This window comes from Corynebacterium pygosceleis (assembly GCF_016595275.2).
Taxonomy (GTDB): Bacteria; Actinomycetota; Actinomycetes; order Mycobacteriales; family Mycobacteriaceae; genus Corynebacterium; species Corynebacterium pygosceleis.
Window position 1 is genome coordinate 1 of record NZ_JAENIQ020000004.1, and the last position, 24,243, is coordinate 24,243.

Annotated in this window: 24 protein-coding genes, 5 tRNA genes and 1 riboswitch; of the genes, 9 read left to right on the top strand and 20 right to left on the bottom strand. The window is 66.0% G+C overall.

Annotated elements, in window-relative coordinates:
• Positions 1–44: 44 nt before the first annotated feature.
• Complete coding sequence (gene murA / locus JIM94_RS08655) at positions 45–1,307, bottom strand: UDP-N-acetylglucosamine 1-carboxyvinyltransferase (protein ID WP_200253342.1); 1,263 nt, start codon at positions 1,305–1,307, stop codon at positions 45–47.
• A 90-nt stretch (positions 1,308–1,397) separates the two neighbouring features.
• Here murA and JIM94_RS08660 point away from each other — a divergent pair, with 90 nt between their 5' ends.
• Positions 1,398–1,979: a cob(I)yrinic acid a,c-diamide adenosyltransferase gene (locus JIM94_RS08660; RefSeq protein WP_200253344.1), complete on the top strand. Its 582-nt coding sequence runs from the start codon at positions 1,398–1,400 to the stop codon at positions 1,977–1,979.
• Between the two features lie 69 nt (positions 1,980–2,048).
• On the opposite strand, the gene ramA is transcribed toward JIM94_RS08660, so the two are convergent.
• The 5 genes from ramA to JIM94_RS08685 all read right to left on the bottom strand — a co-directional run bounded on the left by ramA (position 2,049) and on the right by JIM94_RS08685 (position 6,163).
• Positions 2,049–2,888, bottom strand: coding sequence for an acetate metabolism transcriptional regulator RamA (gene ramA / locus JIM94_RS08665; RefSeq protein WP_200253346.1), 840 nt, complete (start codon positions 2,886–2,888; stop codon positions 2,049–2,051).
• A gap of 540 nt (positions 2,889–3,428) precedes the next feature.
• On the bottom strand, positions 3,429–4,226 hold the full coding sequence (locus tag JIM94_RS08670; protein WP_200253348.1) for an energy-coupling factor ABC transporter ATP-binding protein: 798 nt from the start codon (positions 4,224–4,226) through the stop codon (positions 3,429–3,431).
• 43 nt (positions 4,227–4,269) lie between these two features.
• The gene (gene cbiQ / locus JIM94_RS08675; RefSeq protein ID WP_200253349.1) at positions 4,270–4,998 is read right to left on the bottom strand and encodes a cobalt ECF transporter T component CbiQ; all 729 of its coding nucleotides are present in this window, start codon (positions 4,996–4,998) and stop codon (positions 4,270–4,272) included.
• Between the two features lie 20 nt (positions 4,999–5,018).
• A complete protein-coding gene (locus JIM94_RS08680; protein WP_200253351.1) occupies positions 5,019–5,435 on the bottom strand; it encodes an energy-coupling factor ABC transporter substrate-binding protein in 417 nt (138 codons plus the stop codon).
• Positions 5,436–5,467: 32 nt separating this feature from the next.
• Positions 5,468–6,163, bottom strand: a complete 696-nt coding sequence (locus JIM94_RS08685; protein ID WP_200253353.1) for an energy-coupling factor ABC transporter permease — start codon at positions 6,161–6,163, stop codon at positions 5,468–5,470.
• A 49-nt stretch (positions 6,164–6,212) separates the two neighbouring features.
• A riboswitch (cobalamin riboswitch) is annotated at positions 6,213–6,519 on the bottom strand.
• 247 nt (positions 6,520–6,766) lie between these two features.
• Between JIM94_RS08685 and cysK the strand changes: the two genes are divergently transcribed.
• The gene (gene cysK / locus JIM94_RS08690) at positions 6,767–7,702 is read left to right on the top strand and encodes a cysteine synthase A (RefSeq protein ID WP_200253355.1); all 936 of its coding nucleotides are present in this window, start codon (positions 6,767–6,769) and stop codon (positions 7,700–7,702) included.
• 107 nt (positions 7,703–7,809) lie between these two features.
• Positions 7,810–8,397: a serine O-acetyltransferase EpsC gene (gene epsC, locus JIM94_RS08695; protein WP_200253357.1), complete on the top strand. Its 588-nt coding sequence runs from the start codon at positions 7,810–7,812 to the stop codon at positions 8,395–8,397.
• A 52-nt stretch (positions 8,398–8,449) separates the two neighbouring features.
• Here epsC and JIM94_RS08700 read toward each other — a convergent pair whose 3' ends face one another.
• The 8 genes from JIM94_RS08700 to JIM94_RS08735 all read right to left on the bottom strand — a co-directional run bounded on the left by JIM94_RS08700 (position 8,450) and on the right by JIM94_RS08735 (position 12,299).
• On the bottom strand, positions 8,450–8,776 hold the full coding sequence (locus JIM94_RS08700) for a GNAT family N-acetyltransferase (protein WP_200253359.1): 327 nt from the start codon (positions 8,774–8,776) through the stop codon (positions 8,450–8,452).
• Positions 8,777–8,833: 57 nt separating this feature from the next.
• Positions 8,834–9,505 carry a lipocalin family protein gene (locus JIM94_RS08705; RefSeq protein WP_200253361.1) on the bottom strand — a complete coding sequence of 224 codons (672 nt, stop codon included), beginning with the start codon at positions 9,503–9,505 and terminating at the stop codon, positions 8,834–8,836.
• A 78-nt stretch (positions 9,506–9,583) separates the two neighbouring features.
• A tRNA-Phe gene (locus tag JIM94_RS08710) sits at positions 9,584–9,656 on the bottom strand.
• A gap of 25 nt (positions 9,657–9,681) precedes the next feature.
• Positions 9,682–9,755: transfer RNA gene (locus JIM94_RS08715), tRNA-Asp, on the bottom strand.
• A gap of 236 nt (positions 9,756–9,991) precedes the next feature.
• A tRNA-Asp gene (locus JIM94_RS08720) sits at positions 9,992–10,065 on the bottom strand.
• Positions 10,066–10,106: 41 nt separating this feature from the next.
• Positions 10,107–10,182 (bottom strand) — tRNA-Glu (locus JIM94_RS08725).
• Positions 10,183–10,416: 234 nt separating this feature from the next.
• A tRNA-Lys gene (locus JIM94_RS08730) sits at positions 10,417–10,489 on the bottom strand.
• Positions 10,490–10,769: 280 nt separating this feature from the next.
• Entirely contained in the window at positions 10,770–12,299 is a 1,530-nt protein-coding gene (locus tag JIM94_RS08735) for an acetyl-CoA hydrolase/transferase family protein (protein WP_200253363.1), read from the bottom strand.
• A gap of 365 nt (positions 12,300–12,664) precedes the next feature.
• Between JIM94_RS08735 and dusB the strand changes: the two genes are divergently transcribed.
• Together dusB and phoU are read left to right on the top strand one after the other, a co-directional pair.
• The gene (dusB, locus tag JIM94_RS08740) at positions 12,665–13,828 is read left to right on the top strand and encodes a tRNA dihydrouridine synthase DusB (RefSeq protein WP_267173057.1); all 1,164 of its coding nucleotides are present in this window, start codon (positions 12,665–12,667) and stop codon (positions 13,826–13,828) included.
• Positions 13,829–13,895: 67 nt separating this feature from the next.
• Entirely contained in the window at positions 13,896–14,612 is a 717-nt protein-coding gene (gene phoU, locus JIM94_RS08745; protein WP_200253365.1) for a phosphate signaling complex protein PhoU, read from the top strand.
• 92 nt (positions 14,613–14,704) lie between these two features.
• Here the strand turns inward: phoU and pstB are convergent, their stop codons facing one another.
• From pstB to mshD, 5 genes are all read right to left on the bottom strand, one after another.
• Complete coding sequence (pstB, locus tag JIM94_RS08750) at positions 14,705–15,481, bottom strand: phosphate ABC transporter ATP-binding protein PstB (RefSeq protein WP_200253367.1); 777 nt, start codon at positions 15,479–15,481, stop codon at positions 14,705–14,707.
• 59 nt (positions 15,482–15,540) lie between these two features.
• A complete protein-coding gene (gene pstA / locus JIM94_RS08755) occupies positions 15,541–16,476 on the bottom strand; it encodes a phosphate ABC transporter permease PstA (protein WP_200253369.1) in 936 nt (311 codons plus the stop codon).
• A complete protein-coding gene (gene pstC, locus JIM94_RS08760; RefSeq protein ID WP_200253371.1) occupies positions 16,476–17,537 on the bottom strand; it encodes a phosphate ABC transporter permease subunit PstC in 1,062 nt (353 codons plus the stop codon). The genes pstA and pstC overlap by 1 nt, the downstream gene beginning before the upstream one ends.
• Positions 17,538–17,606: 69 nt before the next feature.
• The gene (gene pstS, locus JIM94_RS08765; protein ID WP_248086059.1) at positions 17,607–18,719 is read right to left on the bottom strand and encodes a phosphate ABC transporter substrate-binding protein PstS; all 1,113 of its coding nucleotides are present in this window, start codon (positions 18,717–18,719) and stop codon (positions 17,607–17,609) included.
• 269 nt (positions 18,720–18,988) lie between these two features.
• Entirely contained in the window at positions 18,989–19,945 is a 957-nt protein-coding gene (gene mshD, locus JIM94_RS08770; protein ID WP_410170857.1) for a mycothiol synthase, read from the bottom strand.
• 61 nt (positions 19,946–20,006) lie between these two features.
• On the opposite strand from mshD, the gene JIM94_RS08775 reads away from it, so the two are divergent.
• Together JIM94_RS08775 and JIM94_RS08780 are read left to right on the top strand one after the other, a co-directional pair.
• Entirely contained in the window at positions 20,007–20,786 is a 780-nt protein-coding gene (locus JIM94_RS08775) for an LmeA family phospholipid-binding protein (RefSeq protein ID WP_200253377.1), read from the top strand.
• Positions 20,787–20,837: 51 nt separating this feature from the next.
• Positions 20,838–21,539 carry a heme-binding beta-barrel domain-containing protein gene (locus JIM94_RS08780; RefSeq protein WP_200253379.1) on the top strand — a complete coding sequence of 234 codons (702 nt, stop codon included), beginning with the start codon at positions 20,838–20,840 and terminating at the stop codon, positions 21,537–21,539.
• Positions 21,540–21,546: 7 nt separating this feature from the next.
• Here the strand turns inward: JIM94_RS08780 and JIM94_RS08785 are convergent, their stop codons facing one another.
• Positions 21,547–22,452 (bottom strand): aminodeoxychorismate lyase, encoded by a 906-nt coding sequence (locus JIM94_RS08785; protein WP_200253381.1) that lies wholly within the window; start codon positions 22,450–22,452, stop codon positions 21,547–21,549.
• A 75-nt stretch (positions 22,453–22,527) separates the two neighbouring features.
• Between JIM94_RS08785 and ygfZ the strand changes: the two genes are divergently transcribed.
• Positions 22,528–23,622, top strand: a complete 1,095-nt coding sequence (gene ygfZ, locus JIM94_RS08790) for a CAF17-like 4Fe-4S cluster assembly/insertion protein YgfZ (protein ID WP_248086058.1) — start codon at positions 22,528–22,530, stop codon at positions 23,620–23,622.
• A gap of 207 nt (positions 23,623–23,829) precedes the next feature.
• Positions 23,830–24,051, top strand: a complete 222-nt coding sequence (locus JIM94_RS08795) for a DUF3073 domain-containing protein (RefSeq protein WP_200253385.1) — start codon at positions 23,830–23,832, stop codon at positions 24,049–24,051.
• Positions 24,052–24,243: the final 192 nt, after the last annotated feature.

A 24,243-nucleotide genomic window follows, 5' to 3' on the forward strand; every position in this document is an offset into this window, starting at 1 on the left:
CATCCGTCCTTTACGGGGTGTTCACGGACTATTGACCGAGTGGTTCAGGAGGACTCCGGAACCCGACGGACATCTGCCCCGAGGGCGTTCAGCGACTCCACGAAGTTCGGGTATCCCCGATCGATGTGGAACACCTCCCGGATCTCACTCTGCCCCTCGGCGCAGAGTGCCGCGAGGACGAGTGCCGCACCCGCACGGATGTCACTGGACCAGACGGTCGTGGACGACAACCGGGGAACGCCACGGACCGCGACGTGGTGTCCGTCCACCGACGCGGTGGCACCCAGCCGGAGCATCTCACCGACGAACTTGAACCGGGATTCAAAGACGTTCTCGGTGATCATCGACATACCGTCGGCGATGGCCGCCATGCCGATGGCCATCGGCTGGAGGTCCGTCGGGAAACCCGGGAACGGCAGTGTCTGGTAGTCGACGGCGGTGGGCCGCCGGTCCATCCGGACACGGAATCCGTTCTCGTAGGTCTCGATGTCCGCGCCCGCGAGCTTGAGTTTGGCGAGCGGCAGATGCAGCAGCTGCGGAGAGATGCCTCCGACCGTGATGTCCCCCTGAGTCATTGCCGCGGCATACGCCCAGGTGCCCGCGACGATACGGTCCGCCACGACGGTGTGTTCCGTGGGATGGAGCTTCTCGACACCGGTGATGGTCAGGGTGTTGGTTCCGGCCCCCTCGATCTTCGCCCCCATGTTGTTCAGGAGGTTGCACAGATCGACGATCTCCGGCTCACGCGCCGCGTTGTCGAGGACGGTGACGCCCTCCGCGAGGACGGCCGCCGTGAGAATGTTCTCCGTCGCACCGACCGACGGGAAATCGAACTCGACAGTCGTACCGGTGAGCTTCGGGGCGCTCGTGACGAGACAACCGTGCCGGATCTCGGTCCGCGCCCCGAGCCGTTCGAGACCACTCTGGTGCATGTCGAGCGGACGGGACCCGATCGCGTCCCCGCCGGGCAGCGCGACCACGGCTTCACCGCACCGCGCGGTCAGGGGCCCCAGCACACAGACCGAGGCACGGAACTGCCGTACCGCGTCGAAGTCCGCGCTGCTGCGCAGTTCGGCGGGGGTCGTGATGCGCACATCCGGACCGTTGATCTCCACCTCGCAGCCGAGACCCCGCAGGACATCGCCCATCAGGGGCACGTCGAGGATCTCCGGACAGTTGCGGAGGACCGTCGTCCCCTCCGCGAGCAATGCCGCAGCCATGAGTTTGAGCACACTGTTCTTCGCGCCCGTCACCTTCACGGAACCCGAGAGGCGTGTACCACCTGTCACCAAGAATCTCTCTTTCACAGTGACCCAGCCTAACGGTTCACGGGAACACATGTGCACGGACCGCTGCTCCGATACCCGCGACAGGACATTTTTGTCTAGCGTGGGCTCATGGCTGTCCACCTGACGAAGATCTACACCCGCACCGGAGACGACGGGACGACCGGACTCTCGAACTTCGAGAGAGTGCCGAAGAACGATCCCCGGCTGGTCGCGTACGCCGAATGCGACGAGACGAACTGTGCGATCGGGCAGGTTCTCGCACTCGGCGCACCGGGCGACAGCGTCGCCGGGGTACTGCGGCGGATCCAGAATGAGCTTTTCGACGCCGGAGCGGATCTGGCCACCCCCGTCGAGGAGTCCCCGAAATACCCGCCGCTCCGCGTCGCACAGTCCTACATCGACGGGCTCGAGAACGACTGCGACCGGTTCAACGCCGATCTGCCCGCGCTCGATTCATTCATCCTCCCCGGTGGAACCCCCACAGCCGCACTGCTACACACCGCCCGGGTCATCGCCAGACGGGCGGAACGTGCGGCCTGGGCTGCGGTCGAAGCGTATCCGGAGACGACGTCGGCCCTGCCCGCACGCTATCTCAACCGGCTGTCCGATCTCCTGTTCATCCTCGGTCGGGTGGCGAATGACGGCGACGATGTGCCGTGGGTCCCGGGGTCGGGACGCCATCCCGTGTGAAACGGAGAACGGTGGGACGCGGATGATCCCCGGGTGGGGCCCACCCGGGGATCATCCGGACGTCACGGATCAGGGCAGTGCACCGATCCGACGTGCCGCGTTGACGGCCTCGTAGCGGGTGTGCGCGCCGAGCTTGCGCATGACGCTGCGCAGATAGGACTTCACGGTTTCCGCACCGATCCCCATCTCCTCCGCGGCCTCGACATTCGTGTGGCCGAGGGCGACGCAGGCGAGGACGTCGAGTTCACGGGCCGAGAGCTTGGTGGTCTGCTTGACTCGGACGGGCGTGACCATCTGGTCGCACAGTTCCTCGAGTTCGAGCCGGAGCGACTCGTCCTCGACCCGGTTCGCCAGCATGCGGAGCTTCGAGTGGGTCGAGCGGATCTGCTCCCACTCTGCGCCGTTCATGATGCGCCCGGACTTTGCCCCTGCACGCCCGCCCTCGCTCCTGCGGACGGCACAGTTGATGGCCAGTTCCTGTTCCAGGGTCCGGGCGGTCATCGTGACCTCCTCGATGACCTTGTCCCCGAGACGCACCGGGGAATGGACCCCCACGTAGAGGACGCCACGGATCTCGCGGTGAACGATCACGGGAACCGCCACCAGGGAGAACAACCCCTCGTCCTGGATGACGTTGTCGTACTCGTGGGAGATGACGTTCGCCCTGGTGTAGTCACTGACACCGACGGGGCGTCGCGTGGTGACGACCCTTCCCCCGACGCCACAGCCGTGGTCGATGATGAGGTTCTGGAGGGCGGGGGTCCGGAGGCCGACCCAGGCACTGATCTGGAGCCTGTTGTCCGGGAGCACCGTCGCGAACATCGTCACCGGGATTCCGGTGGCCGTTCTCAACGACGAGAGTGCGGTACGGATCGCTTCTTCGTCGTCCTTTGTACGTTGTGAGTCCACATGTACCTCCTGCGCATCCACCCGGTCAGGTGCCCCCGTCGGGTGAGCCAACATCTTTCTAAGGTGCAGTATAACCACTCCCCAGGGGGTGCTGAACCTCCCAATACCGGTTATTTTTCGCAGAATCAGGAAAACGGGCGTCCGGCTAAGGGGTGATGTGGTCTCTTCCGCAGCCCCCTCCGCATCCCCCCGGGCTCCACGCCGCTGAAGCGGGGGCCGCACACGACCCGACACCCATCCCCGATAAGGCGTTTGACACCTCAAACGGCGACACGGACAGAGGTGCGCACACACCCGTTTACACCGCTCAGCTGGGCCACACAGATGCTGACGAACAGTGTTCGAAAATACTTTCGGAGGCCTGGGAAAATACGGAAACTTCACTGCGGGAACATTCCGACTTCACCACCCCTCGAAATTGATGGCCCCCGACCAATACCCCCGACTCCGTTCATGTTCAGACATCCGGCGTAAGAAACATCACGTTTTTCCCGCCACCTTCCGCTCCACCCGCTCCCCCACCGCAGGGGTACCGGCGGGTCAGAGAAGATCCTGTGGGGCACTGATAGGCCGGCCCAGCGCCCGACTCACGAACGGTGCCCAGGGAAGGTCCAGCCGCGCCCGCTCCATCAACGCACGATCGGTCAGTATCTCCCCGACGTCGCCCGTGACCATCCCCCCACGGATCAACACCACCGCAGTGTCCGCGAAGGCGTGGGCGAGATCGACGTCGTGGGTGGACAGCACCACCGCGGTTCCCCTCTCATTCAGTGCGTCGAGGGTACGCAGAAGCTTCCGACCCCCCGCCGGATCAAGTCCGGCTGTGGGTTCGTCGAGAAGCAGCACCGACGGGTCCATGGCGAGTGCACCGGCCAGTGCGACCCTTTTCCGCTGACCGTAGGACAGCTGGTGCGGAACCCGCTCAGCGAGATCAGTGACCTCGGCCGCCTCCATCGCCGATTCGACACGGCGTGTCACCTCCTCACGCCCGAGCCCCATGTTCACGGGGCCGTAGGCGATGTCCGCGAAAACCGAGGTGGCGAAGATCTGGTCGTCGGGTTCCTGCAGTACAAGCTGAACCCGCCGACGGACCCGGTCCCGGCCCGCACGGTTGTACTGCACCGGCTCACCGTCGAGGCGCAGTTCACCCCGGTCGGGTCTCCACGCTGCGGCGAGCAGACGGAACAGCGTGGATTTCCCGGAGCCGTTCGCACCGAGCACCACTGTCCTGTCCCCCGCGCCGATCCGCAGATCCACGGAACGGAGCACCGGCAGATCCGGACCGTGGGAGAAACTGACGTCGACGAGTTCAACGAGTGGGTGTTGCGAAGGGGACACGGATCCTCCATGGGGTAGCCCGGCACCGGGCCGGGGAACTGATTCAGTGGAACACGACACCGATCACGGTGATGGCGGCGAGGAGCACGGCGGACGCTCCCGTCGACCACCACCTGACCGGCCGACCGGCGTGGAGCGTGGAGACCGCCGAGACATCCGCGCGGAGTTCCATCCCCTCCTGGAGCGCCCGGGCCCGGGAGAAGGAGAGCACGAAGAGAGTGGCGGCCTGCGACGCGACGGAGTGCAACCACCGCCGTCGACTGCTGTGCCCGAGCCGGGCCGCCTGTGCCTCCCACATCGTCCGTGCCGTGGTGATGAGGGTGCCGATCATCCGGTAGGTCAGCATCGTGATGTGCACCAACGGAGCGGGGACGCCGATGGAACGCAGCCACACCAGCTGTTCGGACATCGGGGTGGTCAACGCGAAGAGCATCGTGGCCGACATCCCGACGACGGTACGCGCGAGCACCGTCGCGGCGTTGACGAGCCCTCCGTCGACCCATCTCAGGCCGGAGGTCGTCAGCGTGAACACGAGCGGCCCGAGTCCGAGAAGCACGAAGGTCGCCGGCGCGAGCACCAGGGTCGTGTACAGACCGAGCGGAACCTTCGCGCGAAGAGCGAGCGCACACAGGACGAGCCCGATGAGGGGAAGCGCGGGCAGCGGGGGCAGTGAGATGGTCAGGACGAGAAGACCCAGCATCAGAAGAGCCTTCTCCCCGACGTTCACCCGAGCCCACGGGGAGTCTGCCGCAGCGGTCTCCAGGGCGTTCACGGCGTCAGACCCGGATCATCTCAGGCGTCATCGTCCGGGTCCGCCCCCGCGGCCGTCGTCGTTCCGACGGCCCCCGAGGTACGCGAGGCGCGTTCCTCGGCACGGGTCCGACCACGGTAGTTCCCGATGGCGAACCCGAGGATCCCGGCGCCGAGTGCCGCCTGGAGGGCGAACAGTCCTGATTCGACCTCCCCCGGCAGTTCCCCGATCAACGGGCTCGCCCAGGGCTCGTAGTCCGGGTTCTGTTCAGCGACGATCTCCTCGGCGGCACCGTCCGATCCGCCGAACTGTTCCTCGGCGTCGGGGTCACCGAAGTTGTAGAACATCGGGAACACCGCGATCGCCGCGGCGAGAACGATCAGGGCGATCGTGACGACCACCCCGTTTCCCCTGCGGCTGATGGTGGTCGTGGTCTTCTTCTCGGTCGTGTTCCTCATGGTTGTCTCCTCACTGCTTCGATTGACCGGGGTCAGGACGCGGGTACGGGTGTGGCTGCGGTGTTCCTCCGGAATCCGGAGAAGACACCGAGGAGATCGAGTTCCCTGGCTGCGATCACACGGAGACTGCGGAAGATCAGGACCGTGACGATGCCCTCGACGATCGCGAGCGGAATCTGCGTCGTCGCGAACAGACCGAGGAAGGTGAGGAGCGAATTCGCGAAGCCACCGGCGTGATGGGCGAGAGCCAGCTGCACCGAGGTGACGGTGTAGGTAGACAGATCGGCCGCGAACGCGGCGAAGAAAACCGCGACGTCGATGCCCGCACCGAGTCGGCGGAGCAGGATCCACACGCCGTAGGCGACCCAGGGGCCGAGAACGGCCATCGAGAAGATGTTGGCCCCGAGGGTGCTGATGCCCCCGTGGGCGAGGAGAAGAGCCTGGAAGAGCAGGACCACGCCCCCCATGAACGCCATCACCGGAGGTTTGAACAGGACGGCCCCGAGCCCGGTGCCCGTCGGGTGGGAACTGGAGCCCGTGACGGACGGGATCTTGATGGCGGAGAGAACAAAGGTGAACGCCCCCGCGGCAGCGAGAAGAAGCCCGGTTTCCGGGGCTTTGGCGAGCTGTTTCTTCACCGCCCACGCACCGTGGGCGACGAACGGGGCCGCTGCCGCGGTCCAGGCCAGTGCCTGCCCCGCGGGTAGAAAGCCTTCGGCGATGTGCATGACTGTACTTCTCTTTCTGGGACGGGTCCGACACCTCGCGGACCGGCTGGTCAACTCACGGTCGCAGCCGGTCTCCTGGCTCTGACAGCCGTCACGGGGGAACAGGATCGTCCGGTTCCGCCGACAAAGCTCCGACCCCGTGCCTTCCCACCCACGTCTTCCCCGGGGAAAGTGCGCGGACAGTGGCGTCATGCGGTGTGGGCGCCCCGGTGATGAAATCCCTCCGTGACGGACCACGGATGCGGTCCGGCTCATGTCGGGTTCTGTCGTTCGTCACCGGCGACAGTCATACAGTGGCGAGGGCCGCTGCCGGATTCACACCGGCATTCCCGAGCACTGCGACGTGTGGAACGGTAACACGATCCCACCGCAGGAGGGACCCTCCACGACAACAACTACCCTCATTCAGGGTTCAGATTTCCCCTGGTGAAACTGGTTGCCACTTCCCGGCCCGCACCAGCGGCCCGAGGCCCACCCTCATACACAACATAGACAATTCTGTCTATAGTGCGGTCTATCCATGGTGTAGCGTGGCGATGAAAGGCCGGGTGGAAGCGCCACGGCCGGACAGGACCGAGCACATCTTCGAGGAGCTCCACAACGATGACGAACATCCACGACAACATCACCGACACCATCGGAAACACCCCCCTGGTACGCCTCAACAGAATGACGGGGGATCTCGACGCCGAGATCCTGGTCAAACTGGAGTCCTTCAATCCCGCCAACAGTGTCAAGGACCGCATCGGGCTGGCCATCATCAACGCCGCGGAGGCCGACGGCTCCCTGAAACCGGGAGGAACGATCGTCGAGGCGACCTCCGGCAACACCGGTATCGCGCTCACCATGGTCGCCGCCGCCCGCGGATACAACGTCATCCTCACCATGCCCGAGACCATGTCGATGGAACGCCGCGTCATGCTCCGCGCCTACGGTGCGGAGATCGTCCTCACCCCGGGCGCCGCCGGCATGCAGGGAGCGGTCGACAAGGCCAACGAGATCGTCTCCGAGAACGAGGGGGCGATCCTCGCCCGCCAGTTCGCGAACCCCGCGAACCCCGCGATCCACCGTTCCACCACCGCGGAGGAGATCTGGAACGACACCGACGGGAACATCGACATCTTCGTCACCGGCGTCGGTACCGGTGGAACGGTCACCGGTGTCGGTACCGTCCTGAAGGAGCGCAGGGAGGACATCGAGATCTACGCCGTCGAACCCGCCGAATCCGCACTCCTGTCCACCGGGAAGGCCGGCCCCCACAAGATCCAGGGCCTCGGCGCAAACTTCGTACCCGAGGTCCTCGACCGCCGCGTACTCAGCGACGTCCTCACCGTCAGCAACGCCGACGCCATCGCCACAGCCCGTGAACTCGCCCGCAGCGAGGGAATCCTGGGCGGCATCTCCACCGGCGCGAACGTCCGCGCGGCACTCGATCTCGCCGCCCGCCCCGAAAACGCCGGCAAGACCATCGTGACCACGGTCTGCGACTACGGCGAGCGCTACGTCTCGACCGTCCTGTTCGACGACATCCGGAGCTGACCCCGGCCGGGCACCCCGGAATCCCCCTCCGCTCCCCGCCGTGCCCGCATCTTCCCGGTGCGGGCACGGCGGGGAGCGCCCTGTTTCCGCTGATAGGATTGGCGTCCATGTACCGGCTGCTGAGGATGATCAGAGAAGACCTTGCCAACGCCCGCGAGCACGACCCCGCCGCGCGCGGTGATGTAGAGAACGCGATCGTCTATTCCGGTCTGCACGCCGTCTGGTCGCACCGCGTCGCCCACGCGCTCTGGACCCGGGGCTTCCGTGGCCCCGCCCGCGTGCTCGCCCAGTTCACCCGTTTCCTCACCGGTGTCGAGATCCACCCCGGCGCCACCATCGGACGCCGGTTCTTCATCGACCACGGCATGGGTATCGTCATCGGCGAAACCGCCGAGATCGGGGACGGTGTCATGCTCTACCACGGGGTCACCCTCGGCGGACAGGTCCTCACCCAGACGAAACGGCACCCGACACTCGAGGACAACGTCACGGTCGGCGCCGGGGCGAAGGTTCTGGGCCCGATCACCATCGGATGCGGAAGCGCCATCGGGGCGAATGCCGTCGTCACCAAGGATGTACCGGCGAACCACATCGCGGTCGGCATCCCCGCGGTCAACCGGCCCCGCAAAACCAACGAGTGCAAGAAACTCGTCGACCCGGACCTCTACGTCGACAAGGAACCACCGTTGTTCTGATCATGCACAACTGGTGACGGTGCCCGCCCCGCATCCACCTGGACGGACACCGTCACCGTGTCCGCTGGGCCCCCTTGACGAGCCCCTCCGCGTAGTCGGGGTTCTTCGCGATGAAATGCTCCACGGCGGAGCAGGTGGCACGGTAGGCGAGACCCGCTTCACGGGTGTCCTCCAGCGCGAACCGGATCAGTGGGGCACTCAGCCCCCGCCCCCGGAAACGCGGGTCGATGACGGTGTGGTTGAGGTCCCGCACCGTCGGTGTGCCGTGATCCGATGTCTCGACGGCGTAGGCCGCGTATCCGGCCTCCACTCCATCGACGTTGATGATGTAGCGGTTGTTTCGTTCGTCATGGCTGATCTGCCGTCCGGTACCGGTCACACGTGACTCCTCACTGGTTGATCTGTCGTGGAAACTGAAATGCCCGCCACGTGGTCCTCAGAGGACGCAGAGCGGCTGACGGTCCTCACGCCCTCCCCCAACCGGTGACGTGAGGAATGTACAGGGATCGTAGCCGGCGGCGACGACGGCAGCCCGCACCCCGGACCACTCCCGGGCACTGAGGGACGGGCCCCGGGAGAGCACGAACCCCGTGGTACGGTCCGGACTCCCGACCAGCACGACACCTCCGTCGCCCGACATCCACGCCACCCGGTAGTTCGTCGGCCCATCCGGGGACTGGAACGGAACCCCGTTGAACCAGACCCGGAGTGAGGCCCCGGTTCCCGGGTCCGTGACCCGCGCCTGCCCCTCGATGCCGGACGGGTTGCCGAACCAGTCGGTGCACGAGTTCACCACACGTACCGTCTCCGGCCCCGTCAGTGTGTACCGTGCGGTCGTGTCACGCGCGCACTGGATACTGAAGATGTGCGGCAGTGCCGCAACCTGGTGCCAGGTCCCCTGGTATCCCTCCAGATCGAGCTGCGGCACCTGCGGAAGCTCAGCCCCCTCCGCCACCGGCAGGGACGAGGAGACGGGCAGCCCCGGAAAACCCCGGACGGGCGGCCCCTCCTCCGACACGGCGGGAGCTGCCCCCAGCGTGGCAGCGAGCGCCCCTGCGGCCGTCAATGCCGCCAGCGGTACCGTGATTTTTCCGCGCGTCCAATTCATGCCTCCATTGTGCAGGAAAAGGGACTTCCCGGTTGCAGACGCAAAAACACCCCCGGGTATTAACCGGGGGTGTGATTGTGGCCAGAGCCAGGATCGAACTGGCGACCTTCCACTTTTCAGGCGGACGCTCTACCGACTGAGCTATCTGGCCTCAAGAATGTCCTTGGACAATCTTGCGACCCTGACGGGACTCGAACCCGCGACCTCCGCCGTGACAGGGCGGCGCGCTAACCAACTGCGCCACAGGGCCTTACTTTTGCGCTCCGAGCGGTACCCGTTGCACGAGAGGAAACTTTACACAGCACTCTGATTTTCGACAAATCCACAGTACAGACAGTAATTCGCGGCCAGGTGACAACGCCCCGCGACCGCGCCCCGACCGTACGCGAGAGCACACACCGGTCGAGAGCACACACCGGTCGAGAGCACACACCGGTACCGAAATGAGAAGATCCCCGGAAGCTCTCAAGCTTCCGGGGACTGTTGCGACCCTGACGGGACTCGAACCCGCGACCTCCGCCGTGACAGGGCGGCGCGCTAACCAACTGCGCCACAGGGCCTCATTCTCTTCTTGCACGCACCCCGGCAAACCGGAGGAACGTGGTACTCCCAACGGGATTCGAACCCGTGTCGCCGCCGTGAAAGGGCGGTGTCCTAGGCCCCTAGACGATGGGAGCTCACAGCTGAGATCCAGTGGCGGGCACTGTCCTCAACGGCTTGTTCAGAATATACTTGGCAAAGGCCTCACACACAAAACCAGCAGTTCAAAAGGGGTAATAGAGACGAATACCGGCCCCCGAGCAGAACTCGCCCCCCGACTCGGCGAAATCATGCCCAACCGATGACCCTGTCGCCCGACCCTCCCCGCACACGAAAACTCCCTTCCCGGTTGACGGGAAGGGAGTTGAACGTGGGCCCTGTGGGGCTCGAACCCACGACCTGCGGATTAAAAGTCCGTAGCTCTACCAACTGAGCTAAAGGCCCATCCGGTTCACGACCGGCACCCGATCAGGGAGATCGGGTCATCGCTCATTGTAGCGGCCGATCCGACAAGGGAGAAATTCGCGCCCCTCAAACACGGTATCCGGAGCGCCACAGGACACTCCCGGGACTTCACGGTGTGGTTGAGACTCTTGCGGGACCACAACCGACACGACAAAACCGGACACAGGGTTCCCGGGCATCGTCACCGGCACATCACAGGCCGTGTCCCCGACACACGAAACGGCCCCCACCACCGGGCGGGGGCCGTATTCAGGCGGAACTACTTCTTCTTCGGGGTCTTCTTCATGGAACCGGTCTCCAGGAAACGCTGGTGGAAGCTGAGCGCCTCGTCGAGGAGATGCGGGGTCTGCATCATCTTCTTCTCCTTGGCCAGGTGCAGGGCCTTGTCGTAGTACTCCTGGAGGAGCGGGCGGTAGTCCGGGTGTGCCAGTGCGATCATCTTGTCGACGCGCTGGCGCGGAGCCAGACCACGCAGGTCGGCGTAACCGTACTCGGTGATGATGACCTTGACGTCCTGCTCGGTGTGGTCGATGTGGGAGGCGAAGGGGACGATGGCGGAGATGTCGCCGCCCTTGGCCTCGGACGGGGTGATGAAGGAGGAGATGTAGCCGTTGCGGGTGAAGTCCGCGGACCCGCCGACACCGTTCATCATCCGGGAACCGGTGACGTTGGTGGAGTTGACGTTGCCGTAGATGTCGGCTTCGACAAGTCCGTTGGTGCAGATCAGACCCAGTCGGCGAACGACCTCGGGGTGGTTGGAGACGGACTGCGGACGCAGGATGATGGTGTTGCGGTAACGCTTGGCCTCATCGTTCATCTTCTCCGCGTACTCGGGGGAGAGAGAGAACGACGTCGCGGATGCGACGGTCATCTTGCCTGCGTCGATCAGGTCGACCATGCCGTCCTGGATGACCTCGGTGTAGGCCTTGATGTTCTCGAACTTCGAGTCGAGGAGACCCGCCATCACGGCGTTCGGGACGTTACCGACACCGGACTGCATGATGTAGCCGTCATACGTGAGGCGGCCCGCGCGGACCTCGCCCTCGAGGAAGTCGAGGAAGTTGCCGGCGATCTTCTGGGAGATCTCGTCAGCGGGCTTGAAGGGTGCGTTGCGGTCGGGGGCGTCGGTCTCGACCACGGCGACGACCTTGTTCGGGTCGATGTCGATGTAGGTCTTGCCGATACGCTGCCCCGCCTCGGTCAGCGGGATCGGGATGCGGTTCGGCAGGGCCGGCATACGCCAGATGTCGGCCATTCCCTCGAGGTCGGGGGACTGCCAGGAGTTGACCTCGATGATGATCTTCTCGGCGGCGTCCAGGTACTCGACGTTGTTGCCGACGGAGGATGAGGGAACGATGTGTCCTTCATCGGTGATGCGGGTCGCCTCAACGATGGCGACGTTCATCTGACCGAAGAAACCCTGCTCGACGTACATGCCCGACTCGGAGAGGTGGTAGTCGGCGTAGAAGGTGGTGCCGTCGTTGATCTTGCTGCGCAGCGTCGGATCGGACTGGTAGGGGGTGCGGAACCGGAGAGCGTCGGCCTCGGCCAGGACACCGTCGCAGTCATCGGCGGTGGAGGCGCCGGTGAACAGGTCGATCATGTAGCTGTTGCCCTTGGCGTGCTCTTCCTTGGCGCGCTCGGCGATGGCCTTCGGCAGCGCCTTGGGGTAGCCGGCACCGGTGAATCCGGAGATACCGACCTTGTCTCCGTCGTTGACGAACTGGGCGGCCTCTTCGGCCGACATGATCTTACCCTTGAGCTGGGCGTTGGCGATCCGGTCAGACATATAATTTCCTCCTGAGTGCCTGTCGGCCGACGAACGGCGTCCAGGGAATCGGTCTACCGAGGGGAACCTGAGGGGCCACGGTCCCAGGGCTCCGGATTCCGGAACTCCGGAGCTCCGGACGGTGACTCTGAGTTGTGACCCAGCTGTACCTTCGGCATACAAGTTACGTGGACCACGATACATCGCCGCCCCCCGTTCTGCCCCCATACTCCACTACTTTCCCCCGGCAACCTGGACGATTACACCCGTGCGCCCCCTCCGATCGTGCTGTATGCCGCGTCACCCACGGGTGACGGACGGACGGCCTCCCGTGCCCGGGGTTCCCTGGTTTGTCCCGGACGGCCGGTACACCGGACAATGGTCCCGTGACTGACGCAACCGCTCCCGCCCTGACCATCGGCCCACTCTCCCTCGGTTCCCCGGTGGTTCTCGCCCCGATGGCGGGGGTCACCAATGTCGCGTTCCGTACGCTGTGCCGTGAACAGGAACGGTCCAAGATGGGGAGTGTCGCCGGCCTCTACGTGTGCGAGATGGTCACGGCCAGAGCTCTCGTCGAGGGAAACGAGAAGACGCTCCACATGACGACGTTCGCCCCGGACGAGGATCCGCGTTCACTCCAGCTCTTCACCACGGACCCCGAGTACACCTACCGCGCGGCGCGGATGGTCGTGGACAATGACATGGCCGATCACATCGACCTCAACTTCGGGTGCCCGGTCCCGAAGGTGACGAGGCGTGGTGGTGGCGCCGCACTCCCCTACAAGCGCCGCCTGTTCGGCAACATCGTCTCCGCCGCGGTCCGCGCCACCGAGGAAACAGACATTCCGGTGACCGTGAAGTTCCGCGTGGGGATCGACGCGGAGCATCTCACCCATCTCGATGCCGGACGGATCGCGGTCGATTCGGGCGCCCGCGCGGTGGCCCTCCACGGACGGACCGCCGCCGAGCGGTACTCCGGGCAGGCGGACTGGTCACGTATCGCCGAACTCAAGGAGCATCTCGCGGACACCGGTGTACCGGTGCTCGGCAACGGGGACATCTTCGCCGCATCCGACGCCCGCAGAATGATGGATGAGACCGGTTGCGACGGTGTCGTCATCGGACGGGGGTGCCTGGGTCGCCCCTGGTTGTTCGCGGAACTGTCCGCGGAGCTGAACGGGCGTCCGTTACCGCCGCAGCCGACCCTCGGAGAGGTCGCGGGAATCATCCGTCGCCACGCGGAACTGCTCGTCGAACACGACGGGGAGGACAAGGGCTGCCGGGACCTGCGCAAGCACATGGGCTGGTATTTCCGCGGCTATCCCGTCGGGGGTGATGTCCGTCGGGCGCTCGCCGGTGTGGCGTCCCTCGCGGAGCTGGACGAGCATCTCGCACCACTCCGGGACTCGGATGCACTGCCCGACGACGCGGACGGTCCCCGTGGGAGGCAGGGGTCACCGGGCCGGGTGATCCTGCCTGAGGGGTGGCTCGATGATCCGGAGGACGAGACCGCACCGGTCGACGCGGATGTCGAGAACTCCGGGGGTTGATTCCCCTTCCGGGGGAGTGACGCCGTGGGGGGGACAGGGGCATCCGTGTACATCTATAGTGGCAGTTATGCGTACCTCATACCGGGAACATCTCGATGCCTTCGCCCATGATCTCATCATCATGTGCGACCAGGTCCATTCTGTCATGAGCAATGCATCTGACGCGCTGCTGAGGCAGGACCTCCAGTCCGCGGAGAAGGCCCTGTCCCTCGTGGATGAGCTCGAGATCGTCCGTCTGCGTTGTGAGGAACGCGCCGTTCAGCTGCTCGCGTTGGAGGGGCCTCTGGCGCGCGATCTCCGCCAGGTCATCTCCTCCATCTACATCGTCGAGGACATGTACCGGATGGGTGTCCTCGCGAAGCATGTCGCCAGAACCGCCAGGCGCCGGCACCCGGAACCGGCCGTACCGGGGCCGTTGACCGGTTACTTCGAGGAGATGTCCCGGGTCACACTGGAGATGAGCGCGAAGGTCCGCGAGATCCTGATTGATCCCGATGTGGATGTGGCACTGGTGTTCGGCGCGGACGATGACGCGGTCGATGATCTGCACGAGCATCTCTTCACCGTGCTGACGAAACGCGCCTGGCCGTACTCCACCACGTCCGCCGTGGATGTCACTCTGTTGAGCCGTTACTACGAACGCTACGCGGATCACGCGGTGAACGTGGCGAGCCGCATCGTCTACCTGACCACCGGCCTGATGCCGAGGGACTACATGGCGAAGCGCCGGGAGGATGAGGAGGAGGCCGACATCGAGCGTCGTTTCTCCCGGGGTGGTCACTGACCGCGTCAGCGGGATAACCGGCGAAGACCCCGGGGCCGCACCATAGACGGTGCGGCCCCGGGGTCTTCGGGTCGGAGGCGGGGTGCCCCGGTTTATCCGAAACGACCGGAGATGTAGTCCTCGGTCTCCTTCTTCTGCGGATTCTCGAAGATCCGGTTGGTCGGGCCGACCTCGACCAGTCGGCCGGGCTTTCCGGTGGCTTCGAGGGAGAAGAACGCCGTCTGGTCGGAGACGCGGGCGGCCTGCTGCATGTTGTGGGTCACGATGACGATGGTGAACTCCCGCTTGAGCTCGTCGATGAGTTCCTCGACCGCGAGGGTGGAGATGGGGTCGAGGGCCGAGCAGGGCTCGTCCATGAGCAGGACCGCGGGTTCCACGGCGATGGCGCGGGCGATGCAGAGCCGCTGCTGCTGACCACCGGAGAGACCGGAGCCGGGCTTGTCGAGCCGGTCCTTGACCTCTTCCCAGAGGTTCGCGCCACGGAGGGACCGCTCGGCGACCTCCTTGAGCTTCGTCTTGTTGCGTTCACCGGCGAGCTTGAGGCCGGCGACGACGTTCTCCTCGATGCTCATCGTCGGGAACGGGTTCGGCTTCTGGAACACCATTCCGATCGTGCTGCGGACCGCGACCGGGTCCACGTTCGGTGCGTAGATGTCCTCGCCGTCCAGGAGGATCTCGCCTTTGACGGTCGCACCCGGGGTGACTTCGTGCATCCGGTTGAGGGTGCGCAGTACGGTGGACTTTCCGCAGCCGGAGGGGCCGATGAATGCGGTCACCGCGTTCGGCGGCACTTTGAGGGAGACATCCTGTACGGCGTGGAAGTCGCCGTAGTAGATGTTGACGTCCTTGAGGTCGAGGCGCTTGGCCATGTGCTGTGTGTCCTTCTGTTTCCAGGTTGGTGCGGAGCTGGTTCGGGAGGGGACCCGGGTCACTTCTTCTTTCCGGTGACCCGGAGAGAGAGGATGCGGGCGGTGATCGTGAGGACCGCGATGAGGACGACGAGGGTCAACGCGGCACCCCACATCTTGTCGACGACCGCGGGGGAGGTACCGGCCCGGTACATGTCGAGCATCATCAGCGGCAGTGAGGACTGGGAGTTTCCGGTGGGATCCCAGTTGATGCCCTGCGTCGATCCCACGAGAATCAGGACCGGGGCGGACTCCCCCATGATGCGGGCGATGGCGAGCATGATGCCGGTGACGATGCCGGACCAGGCGGTGGGGAGGACGATCTTGACGATGGTCTTCCACCTCGGGACGCCCAGTGCGTAGGACGCTTCACGCAGATCCTGGGGAACGATGCGCAGCATTTCCTCGGTGGTCCGGACGACCACGGGCACCATGAGGAGCACGAGGGCGAGGGACACGGCGAAGCCGGAGCGGTTGAACCCGAACAGGGCGATCCAGACCGAGTAGATGAACAGGGCCGCGACGATGGACGGGACACCGGTGAGGATGTCGACCATGAACGTGGTGACCTTGGACAGTCGGTTGTTTCCGCCGTATTCAACGAGGTAGACGGCGGTGAAGACGCCGACCGGGATCGACAGGAGCGAGGCGACGCCACACTGGACGAGGGTGCCGATGATGGCGTGGACCATGCCGCCGCCGGGTTCCGTGTAGAGCACCCCGAGCTGGGACTTCGTCCACCAGTCCGCGTTGAGCGTGACCCCGATGCCCTTGATGATGACATCCGCGAGGATCCACACGAGCGGGATCAGGGCGATGACCATGCAGGTCCGGATGATCCACTTGGAGGCCAGGTTGGCGTTGCGCCTGGATGAGGAGAGCTTGGGGAAGGTCGGGGCACCGCCGATGACGTCGTGCCCGCTTCCGGTTTCCTGGGAGAGGGAGGTTGCGTTCATCAGGCCTTGCTCCTGTTCTTGATGACGGCGCGGGCACCTGCGTTGACCACGAAGGTCAGGAGGAAGAGCACCAGGCCCGCCGCGATGTAGGCACCGGCCTTGAGATTGTCGTTGAATTCCGGTGCCGCGTTCGCGATGGCGGTGGCGAAGGTCGTGCCGCCGTCGAAGAGGGAGGCGCGGAAGGCGGAGGAGGGGGAGACGACCAGGTAGAGCGCCATCGTCTCGCCGAGGGCGCGACCGAGTCCGAGCATCGAACCGGAGATGTACCCGGAGAAACCGAACGGCAGGACGGTCATCTTGACGACCTCCCAGCGGGTCGCACCGAGGGCGAGCGCCGATTCCTTGTGTCCGACGGGGGTCTGGACGAACACCTCACGCGCGGTGGCCGCGATGACCGGGAGGATCATGATGGCGAGGACGACGCCACCGGTGAGAACGTTGCGGGAGGTGGAGAACGCCGGTGAGTTGGCGTAGTGGCGGAAGAGGAAGAAGGTGTCGGCGTGTTCGTTGATCCAGGCGAACACCCCTCCGAGCGCCGGGCCGAGGACCGCGGCACCCCAGAGGCCGTAGACGATGGAGGGGACCGCAGCGAGGAGATCGACGAGGAACCCGAGCGGCTTCCTCAGGCGCTGCGGTGCGTAGGAGGAGAGGTAGATGGCGACGCCGAGGGCGATGGGCATCGCCAGGGCGAGGGCGACCAGGGAGATCGTGACGGTCACGGCGAGGAGGTTCGGGATACCGAACAGCATCGCGCTGGTGTCACTGGTGTTCCAGTCGCCACCGTAGGTGAAGAACCCGGTCAGGCCCTCGGCGTTGTTCATCAGTGCGGGGGCCGCACGCCAGAGCAGGAAGAAACCGATGGCCGCGATCAGAACGGTGATGGTGGCCGCCGATGTCGTGGCGATTCCCTTGAAGATCCGGTCGTTGCGCCGGTGTGCGGTTCCGGTGGCGTGGATACCCCCGGGGCCGGTACCGACCGGGGTGTCGGCGATGGCCGGCTGGGCCAGGTCACCCTGGGTGTCCGGTTGGCTACGCCCCGATGTGGAGAGTGGCTTCGTCATGTCTGGTGTGTGTCCTCGTGAGATGCGGAGATACGGGAGACGTGCCCCGGGACCGGGGCACGTGGGGTGTTACTGGATCGCGTCGACCGCGTCCTTGAGCTTCTGGGCGTAGTCACCGGAGACCGGGATGTAGCCCTGCTTCTCGAGGCGCTCGTTCTGGGTGCCGAGGGCGACGGTGAGGAAGTCCTTGACCATCTTGGAGGTCTCCTCGTCGTAGCCTGCGGAGCAGACGATCTCGTAGGTGGTCAGGACGAGCGGGTAGGCGCCCTCCTGCTTCATCTCGAACAGCTTGGTGGAATCGACGACCATGTTGTGGCCCTCGGTCTTGTAGCTGAGGTTGTCGAGGGCCTCGCCGACGGTCTTGTCGTTGAGCTCGACGGCCCCCTCGCCGAAGTCGATCTGGGCGATGCTGAGCCCCTGCTCGGTGGCGAAACCGGCCTCGACGTAGGTGATGCCGCCGTTGGTCTTGGAGACCTCGGAGACGACGCCGTTGGAGCCGTTGGCGCCCGCACCGGTGGCGGACGGGAAGGACTTGCCGGTGGTGGTCCACTCGTTCGGGGCGGACGCCTTCAGGAACTTCTGGAAGTTGTCGGAGGTACCCGACTCCTCGGAACGGTAGATGACGTTGATGGCGGTGTCCGGGAGATCCACGCCGTCATTCAGTGCCGCGATGGCGTCGTCGTTCCAGGAGTTGATCTTGCCCGCGAAGATCTGGGCGATGACCTCGGGGGAGAGAACGATGTCGTCGCTCAGTCCCTCCAGGTTGTAGGCCACGGCCACCGGGCCGATGACGAGGGGCAGGTGCCAGACCTCGTTGCCGCCGCAACGCTTCTCGGCGTCCGGGATCTGCTCCTCGGAGAGCGGGGAGTCCGAACCACCGAAGGCGACCTGGCCGGCGATGAACTGCTTCTGGCCGGACCCGGAACCGGACGCGGTGTAGTTGAACTGCGCACCGGAAACCTGCTGCTGGTAAACGGTACCGAAGAGGTCCATCGCCTTCTGCTGAGATGACGCACCCTCGGCGGACAGCGTTCCGGTGGTGCCGGAGAGCCCGTCGATGGAGCTTCCACCTTCACCGCCACCTGCGGTGGTGTCGGCGGACTCGGAGCAGGCGGTGGCGGCGAGAGAGACGGCGGCGATACCACCGAGAAGGGCGGCGCGACGGGAACGGTTGCGGATCACTTCGGAATTCCTCCATGGGTGTGGTTGGGCTGTACGTGGCAGCTGTTTTTCCGTGGCAACGCCGCGAAACCGGAAGAGGTTCCGCGGCGGAAAAATGAACCACACCATCCAGACGGGGCCGGGGCGTGGTCCGCTTGCCTCATCCCAGAAGCTAGAGGGCGGAGGTGTCCCGGTCGGGCCCTGTCGGTGAACAACAGGTTAATTCGGACGGAAAGGTGCGCGAACCACCCCGGGGCGCCCCCATCATTCCCAGCTCACCACCATCGTGATCACCCCTCCCCCGAGGATTTCGGGGAGCCGTAGGCGACATGCCTCTCCTTCACCCCGAAGCCCAGGCGCTCATACGCGGTCACGGCTGCGGTGTTGTCTGCCTCGACGTAGAGAATGACCTCATCCGCTCCCCTCCGGTGCAGGTGCCGGAGTCCGGCGGCGATCAGCGGCCCGCCGAGCCCCCGCCCCCGGGAATCATCGGCGAGACCGACGACGTAGACCTCCCCGACCGCCGTTCCGGACCCGTCGTCCCCGTGCCACTTCGTCCAGTGGAACCCCGCGAGCTCCGGATGCCCCGCACCGTCCTCCCGCCCCTCCCCGCAGGACCAGAGCAGCAGGACCCCACCCGGATCGAACCAGTCGGTGTCCCTCCCACGGGTGAGTGCGTCCCTGTCCCAGCCGCCCTGTTCGGGGTGCCAGTCGAAGGCCTCGTTGTTGACGCGCAACCACTCGGCGTCCACCGTGTCGGCACCGTAGCGCCGGCGTGACTCCGTCAGATCCAGAATCCGGGTGCCGGTGTGCTCGGGTACCTCCGCCGCCGTGGCGAGGTCTGCACCGGTCACCGCCATGACGAGTAGTTCGCGGACGGGTGTCAGCCCCTGCGAGCGGCAGAAGGACACGGCCGCGGGGAGATCGCCGTGGGCCCAGACGGTGTCCGTCCCGTGGCGCCCGGCCAGCTCCCGGAACAGCGCGGTTCCGACGCCCCGTCGGCGCCGCTCCGGGGCCACGAACAGTTCGGCGGTGGCCCCGTCCGAGGCCGCCGCACCGATGAGTTCCCCGCTGTCCGTCAGGGCGATGACGTGCCGGTGTCCACGGGCACCTCCGTCGTCGAGGCCGAGGAGGAACTGCTCCGAGAACGGTTCGACGCCGTCGTGGTCGGCGGCGGCCGCAGCGAGGTCACGGATCTTCCGGGCGGGTGTCGGTGCTGCCGGATCGGTGGGTGTCGTCGTACGGATCTCCATGGAATCCCAGGCTAGTGAAAACCCGGCGCGCCCACGTGCGGTAAACCTTGGAGGTGTGAAACCCTCATCTCCCCGTCGGCTGCTGCTGTCAGCGGTGGTCGTGCTCACCGCCCCCTGGATCGTCGACACCGTTGCGGCGGTGCACGCCGAGAGCCGGATCTCCGGCGAGATCCGGGACGGTGAGGGAATGGACCAGAATCCGGGGGTGACGGTCGGTGGTGTGCCCTATCTCGCGGCACTGTTCACGCACACTGTTCCGACGGTCGTGGTGGAGGCGGGTGATGTGTCTGTGGAGGGGATCGGTACCGCCAACCTCCGTGCGGAGATCCGGGATCTCCGTCTCGACGGGAGGCAGGTGCTGGACGGGGACATTCTCGGGGCACCGGCGTCGATCATCGCGAGGACGGTGCGCCTCGACGGGGTGGCCCTGGGCACGCAGATAGGGGTCACCGATCTGGACATCGCACACCCCACCGACATCTCGCCGTCGGCGCGTCCCGCCACGGAAGCCCGTCTGACGGGCACTCCCCCGGGATTCGACCGCCCCGTGACGGTCTATGTCCGTCTCCGGATCAGGGGGCCGGAGATGACGATGGTCCCGTACCGGCTCGTGGGGGTTCCCGCGGATCGGGAGGACGAGGTCCGGTCCGTCTTCACCTGGCGACTGCGGACGGAGGATCTTCCCCTGCCGACGCGGATCGACAAGGTCTTCTGTTCCGGTGGTTCGATCTACCTTGAATCCAGGCAGCGCGCCGTCGTGGTCGGCGAGACACCGATTCTGCCGGTGGGGTCGGACCCCGACGCGCTACCCGGTTCGGTACATCGGCGTGGGTGAGGAGGACACCGGCGGGACATGTCCGCGCCCGGGCCGCTAGGCTTGTACCCCATGGATGACTCGACGAACCCCATTCCGGAAAGCCCCCGTTCCGACACCCCCGCTGACGCCGCGGTGGCGGGGACGCCCGCCACCGGCGGGCCCCTGAGCGGAAATGACGCGGTGAATCTCGCCGCCGAGCAGTCGCAGACGACCGCGGGGCGGAACATCCCGGGTCTCGGTGATCTTCCGGTCCCGGATGACACCGCCAATCTGCGCCAGGGCCCGAGTCTGCATGACGGTCTGCTGGCGTTGCTCCCTTTGATCGGCGTGTGGCGCGGTGAGGGTCAGGCCGACACCGCCACCGACGGTCAGTACAACTTCGGTCAGCAGCTGGTCTTCGCGCACGACGGGGAGAACTACATCTCCTATGAATCGAGGATCTGGAAGCTCGATGACGAGGGTGAGCCCGCCGGTGCCGACCACCGGGAGACCGGATTCCTGCGGATCAGCGAGAAGGACGAGATCGAACTCATCTGCTGCCACTCGACGGGCGTCGTGGAGATCCTCTACGGTGAGCCGATCACCGAGCGTGCCTGGCAGCTGGAGAGCGCCTCGACGATGGTGACCGCGACCGGTCCGTCGACGCTGGGCCCCGGCAAGCGTCTCTACGGTCTGCTCCCCAACAACGACCTCGGGTGGGTCGACGAGCGTCTCGTCGACGGCGCGCTGCACCCCCGGATGTCAGCTCAACTCAAGCGCTTCATGGGCTGAGCCTGGTTCAGCCCAGGGCGGCCGTGAGAAGCTCCCGGATCACGACCCCGTCGGTCGTGTCCGGGAGCTTCCTGTCGTTGATGCGGACCACCCGGACCGCGAGCCGCACGGAGCTGCACAGCCACACGCTGTCGGCGGCCAGGAGGTCGGTCACGTCCATGTCCTCCTCGAGGCAGGTCCAGCCGTGGGCCGTGGCGTGGCTGAAGAGGGCGGCCTGCGTGGTTCCCGGCAGAAGGTCCCGCCCCGGCGGCGGGGTACGCAGCGTCGACCCGGTGACGGTGACCACCGTCGAGGTCGCCCCCTCGAGGACACGACCGTCGTCGGTGAAGATGACGTCGTCGAAGCCCTTGGCCACCGCGTACCGGAGCGCCGCCATGTTCGCCGCGTAGTTCAGCGTCTTCGCGCCGGTCACCAGCCACGGTGGCGGTTCCTGTCCACCCGTCGCGCCCTGCACCGGGAGCGCCGGGGTGACCGAGTACCCGCGCGGCGTCGTCAGGACGGAGATCCCCTCCTCCCGTTGCCGGAGGACCTTCTCCGGGACCGGTTTCACCGTTATCCACCCGGTGGGACGTCCCGTCGACTCGCGGCCCCGGGTGTACGTCCACACGCACGACGCCTCACCGCCGCCGGCGTCCTCCCATTCGGCGACCGCCTCCGCCGTCGCCCGCGACCACTGTCCGGTGTCCGGCACCGGCAGCCCGAGCATCCGCGCGGAACCCACGAACCGGTCGAGGTGGCGTTCCAGGTTCCGGGCGGCGCCGTCCCGGACGAGAAGGGTCTCGAAGATACCGTCCCCCCTGGTCACCCCAAGGTCATCGGCGTAGATCATCGCGAGCTCGGGGTTGTGTCTCCGGTTCGAGCCACCAGAGGGCTCCACGATGAGGATGACGGGACTGCGGCGAGTGCTGCTCATGAGCCCAGCCTATAGCTGAAACGGCGTTTTCCCGCCGCGGGCACCCGACCGGGTGCAGCGACTAGCATGCGTGGTGTGGACTCCGACAACAGCACGTACCGATCCATGCTCCTCGACCGTCCGGGGGCTCAGCCCGCACTCGGCCCCGATGCCGCGGCGGACACCGCGGGGGTCGCCTGGCACTACGGCGCTCCACTGGTCGAACAACGCGCGGTGGAGGGCCCCGGTGTCGTGATAGACCGTTCCCACCGCGCCGTGGTGTCGGTCGGTGGCCCCGACGCGGCCGACTACCTCAACAAGCTGCTGTCCCAGAAACTCGATGACGTCGTGGACGGGTACAGCGCCGCGGCACTCGACCTCGACGCGCAGGGGCGGATCCTCCATCACGCGGATCTCACGGTGACCGGAGGTGTGTTCCACCTCGATCTACCCGCCACGTCAGCCGTGACCCTGGTGGACTACCTCGAGCGGATGAAGTTCTGGTCCGAGGTCGAGATCGGGATGACCGATCTCGCGGTCCTCACTGTCCTCGGAGCCGCTCCCCCCGCACCGCCGCAGGCGGTCTATGTCCGCGACGTCGACTGGCGGGGGCCCCTTCGTCGGGATGTCGCGGTACCCCGGGCCCTGATCGGGGAGGTCGTCGACGGACTCTGTGCCCCTGACGGCGGTGGACTCCGGCTCGCCGGCCTCATGGCCTGGACGGCGGAACGTGTCCGGGCACTCGAGCCGGAGGTCGCGGCGGATCTCGATCCCCGGGCGATCCCGCACGAGATCCCCCACTGGATCGGAGCGGACGGGCGTGCCGGTGCCGTCCATCTGGTGAAGGGCTGCTACCGGGGCCAGGAGACCGTCTCCCGGGTACACAACCTCGGCCGTTCCCCCCGGTCCCTGGTTCTGCTCCATCTCGACGGTTCAGCCCCCGAGCTCCCCGAGCCCGGATCGGTGGTCACCGATCGGGGACGTACCGTCGGCAGGCTCGGCACCGTGGTCCACGACTGCGACTACGGCCCCATCGCGCTCGCACTGGTCAAGCGGAGCGCACAGCGTTCGTCCGGGCTCACCGTCGGTGGGGATGTCGCGGTCTCCGTGGATCCGGACTCCATCGAGGGCGACCGGGGCATCCAGCCGGGCAGGGCCGCCATCAACCGGCTCAAGGGGCTGAAGGACTGACGCGTCGGGCGGACGGGAGGACCCGCCCGCCCGACGCCCCCGGCGTGCCCGTCTCGAGCGGGGTCGGGGAGAATCCGAGGTCACGGGGCAAAAGCGGAAAAATCACCCGGTTCCGGCTATCCTGTCTAACAGGAATACACTGAACTAGAAACACGCCCTGGGGCGACGCATGAGCGTGCGCCCCGATCACTCCAAGGGGGTCAGACCATGGGTCGCGGCCGTGCCAAGGCAAAACAAGCCAAGGTTGCTCGTCAACTGAAGTACAACATCCCGGACATGGACCTGGACTCGCTCCAGCGTGAACTGTCCGGAAGGGATGAGGGGAGCCACCACTCCGAGGAGGACCGAACCGAAGACCCGTACGACCAGTGGTCGGACTGGTCCGAGGATGACGGCGCTGACGATGACAGCGCCTCACGATGGCGCTGAGTGAATGATGCGGGACCACCACCCCCGGTGGTCCCCCTCTTTTCTTTCCCCACCGGGCGAATCTGAATCGACTCCGCCCTCCAGAGACACCGGCAGGTGACGTGGAGGGCGGTTTTCGGCGGTCCGCGCCCTTTTCGGCTGTGTGACCGTGTCCGGGCCTTCTCCCTGGTGAACACGGAAACGGGCGCACCG

Excerpts from the sequence above, each read along its gene's own strand:
- JIM94_RS08660 (WP_200253344.1), top strand. The coding sequence starts at position 1,398 with ATGGCTGTCCACCTGACGAAGATCTACACCCGCACCGGAGACGACGGG.
- JIM94_RS08680 (WP_200253351.1), bottom strand. The coding sequence starts at position 5,435 with ATGAGGAACACGACCGAGAAGAAGACCACGACCACCATCAGCCGCAGG.
- JIM94_RS08685 (WP_200253353.1), bottom strand. The coding sequence starts at position 6,163 with ATGCACATCGCCGAAGGCTTTCTACCCGCGGGGCAGGCACTGGCCTGG.
- cysK (WP_200253355.1), top strand. The coding sequence starts at position 6,767 with ATGACGAACATCCACGACAACATCACCGACACCATCGGAAACACCCCC.
- epsC (WP_200253357.1), top strand. The coding sequence starts at position 7,810 with ATGTACCGGCTGCTGAGGATGATCAGAGAAGACCTTGCCAACGCCCGC.
- JIM94_RS08705 (WP_200253361.1), bottom strand. The coding sequence starts at position 9,505 with ATGAATTGGACGCGCGGAAAAATCACGGTACCGCTGGCGGCATTGACG.
- JIM94_RS08735 (WP_200253363.1), bottom strand. The coding sequence starts at position 12,299 with ATGTCTGACCGGATCGCCAACGCCCAGCTCAAGGGTAAGATCATGTCG.
- phoU (WP_200253365.1), top strand. The coding sequence starts at position 13,896 with ATGCGTACCTCATACCGGGAACATCTCGATGCCTTCGCCCATGATCTC.
- pstB (WP_200253367.1), bottom strand. The coding sequence starts at position 15,481 with ATGGCCAAGCGCCTCGACCTCAAGGACGTCAACATCTACTACGGCGAC.
- pstA (WP_200253369.1), bottom strand. The coding sequence starts at position 16,476 with ATGAACGCAACCTCCCTCTCCCAGGAAACCGGAAGCGGGCACGACGTC.
- pstC (WP_200253371.1), bottom strand. The coding sequence starts at position 17,537 with ATGACGAAGCCACTCTCCACATCGGGGCGTAGCCAACCGGACACCCAG.
- JIM94_RS08780 (WP_200253379.1), top strand. The coding sequence starts at position 20,838 with ATGGATGACTCGACGAACCCCATTCCGGAAAGCCCCCGTTCCGACACC.
- JIM94_RS08785 (WP_200253381.1), bottom strand. The coding sequence starts at position 22,452 with ATGAGCAGCACTCGCCGCAGTCCCGTCATCCTCATCGTGGAGCCCTCT.
- JIM94_RS08795 (WP_200253385.1), top strand. The coding sequence starts at position 23,830 with ATGGGTCGCGGCCGTGCCAAGGCAAAACAAGCCAAGGTTGCTCGTCAA.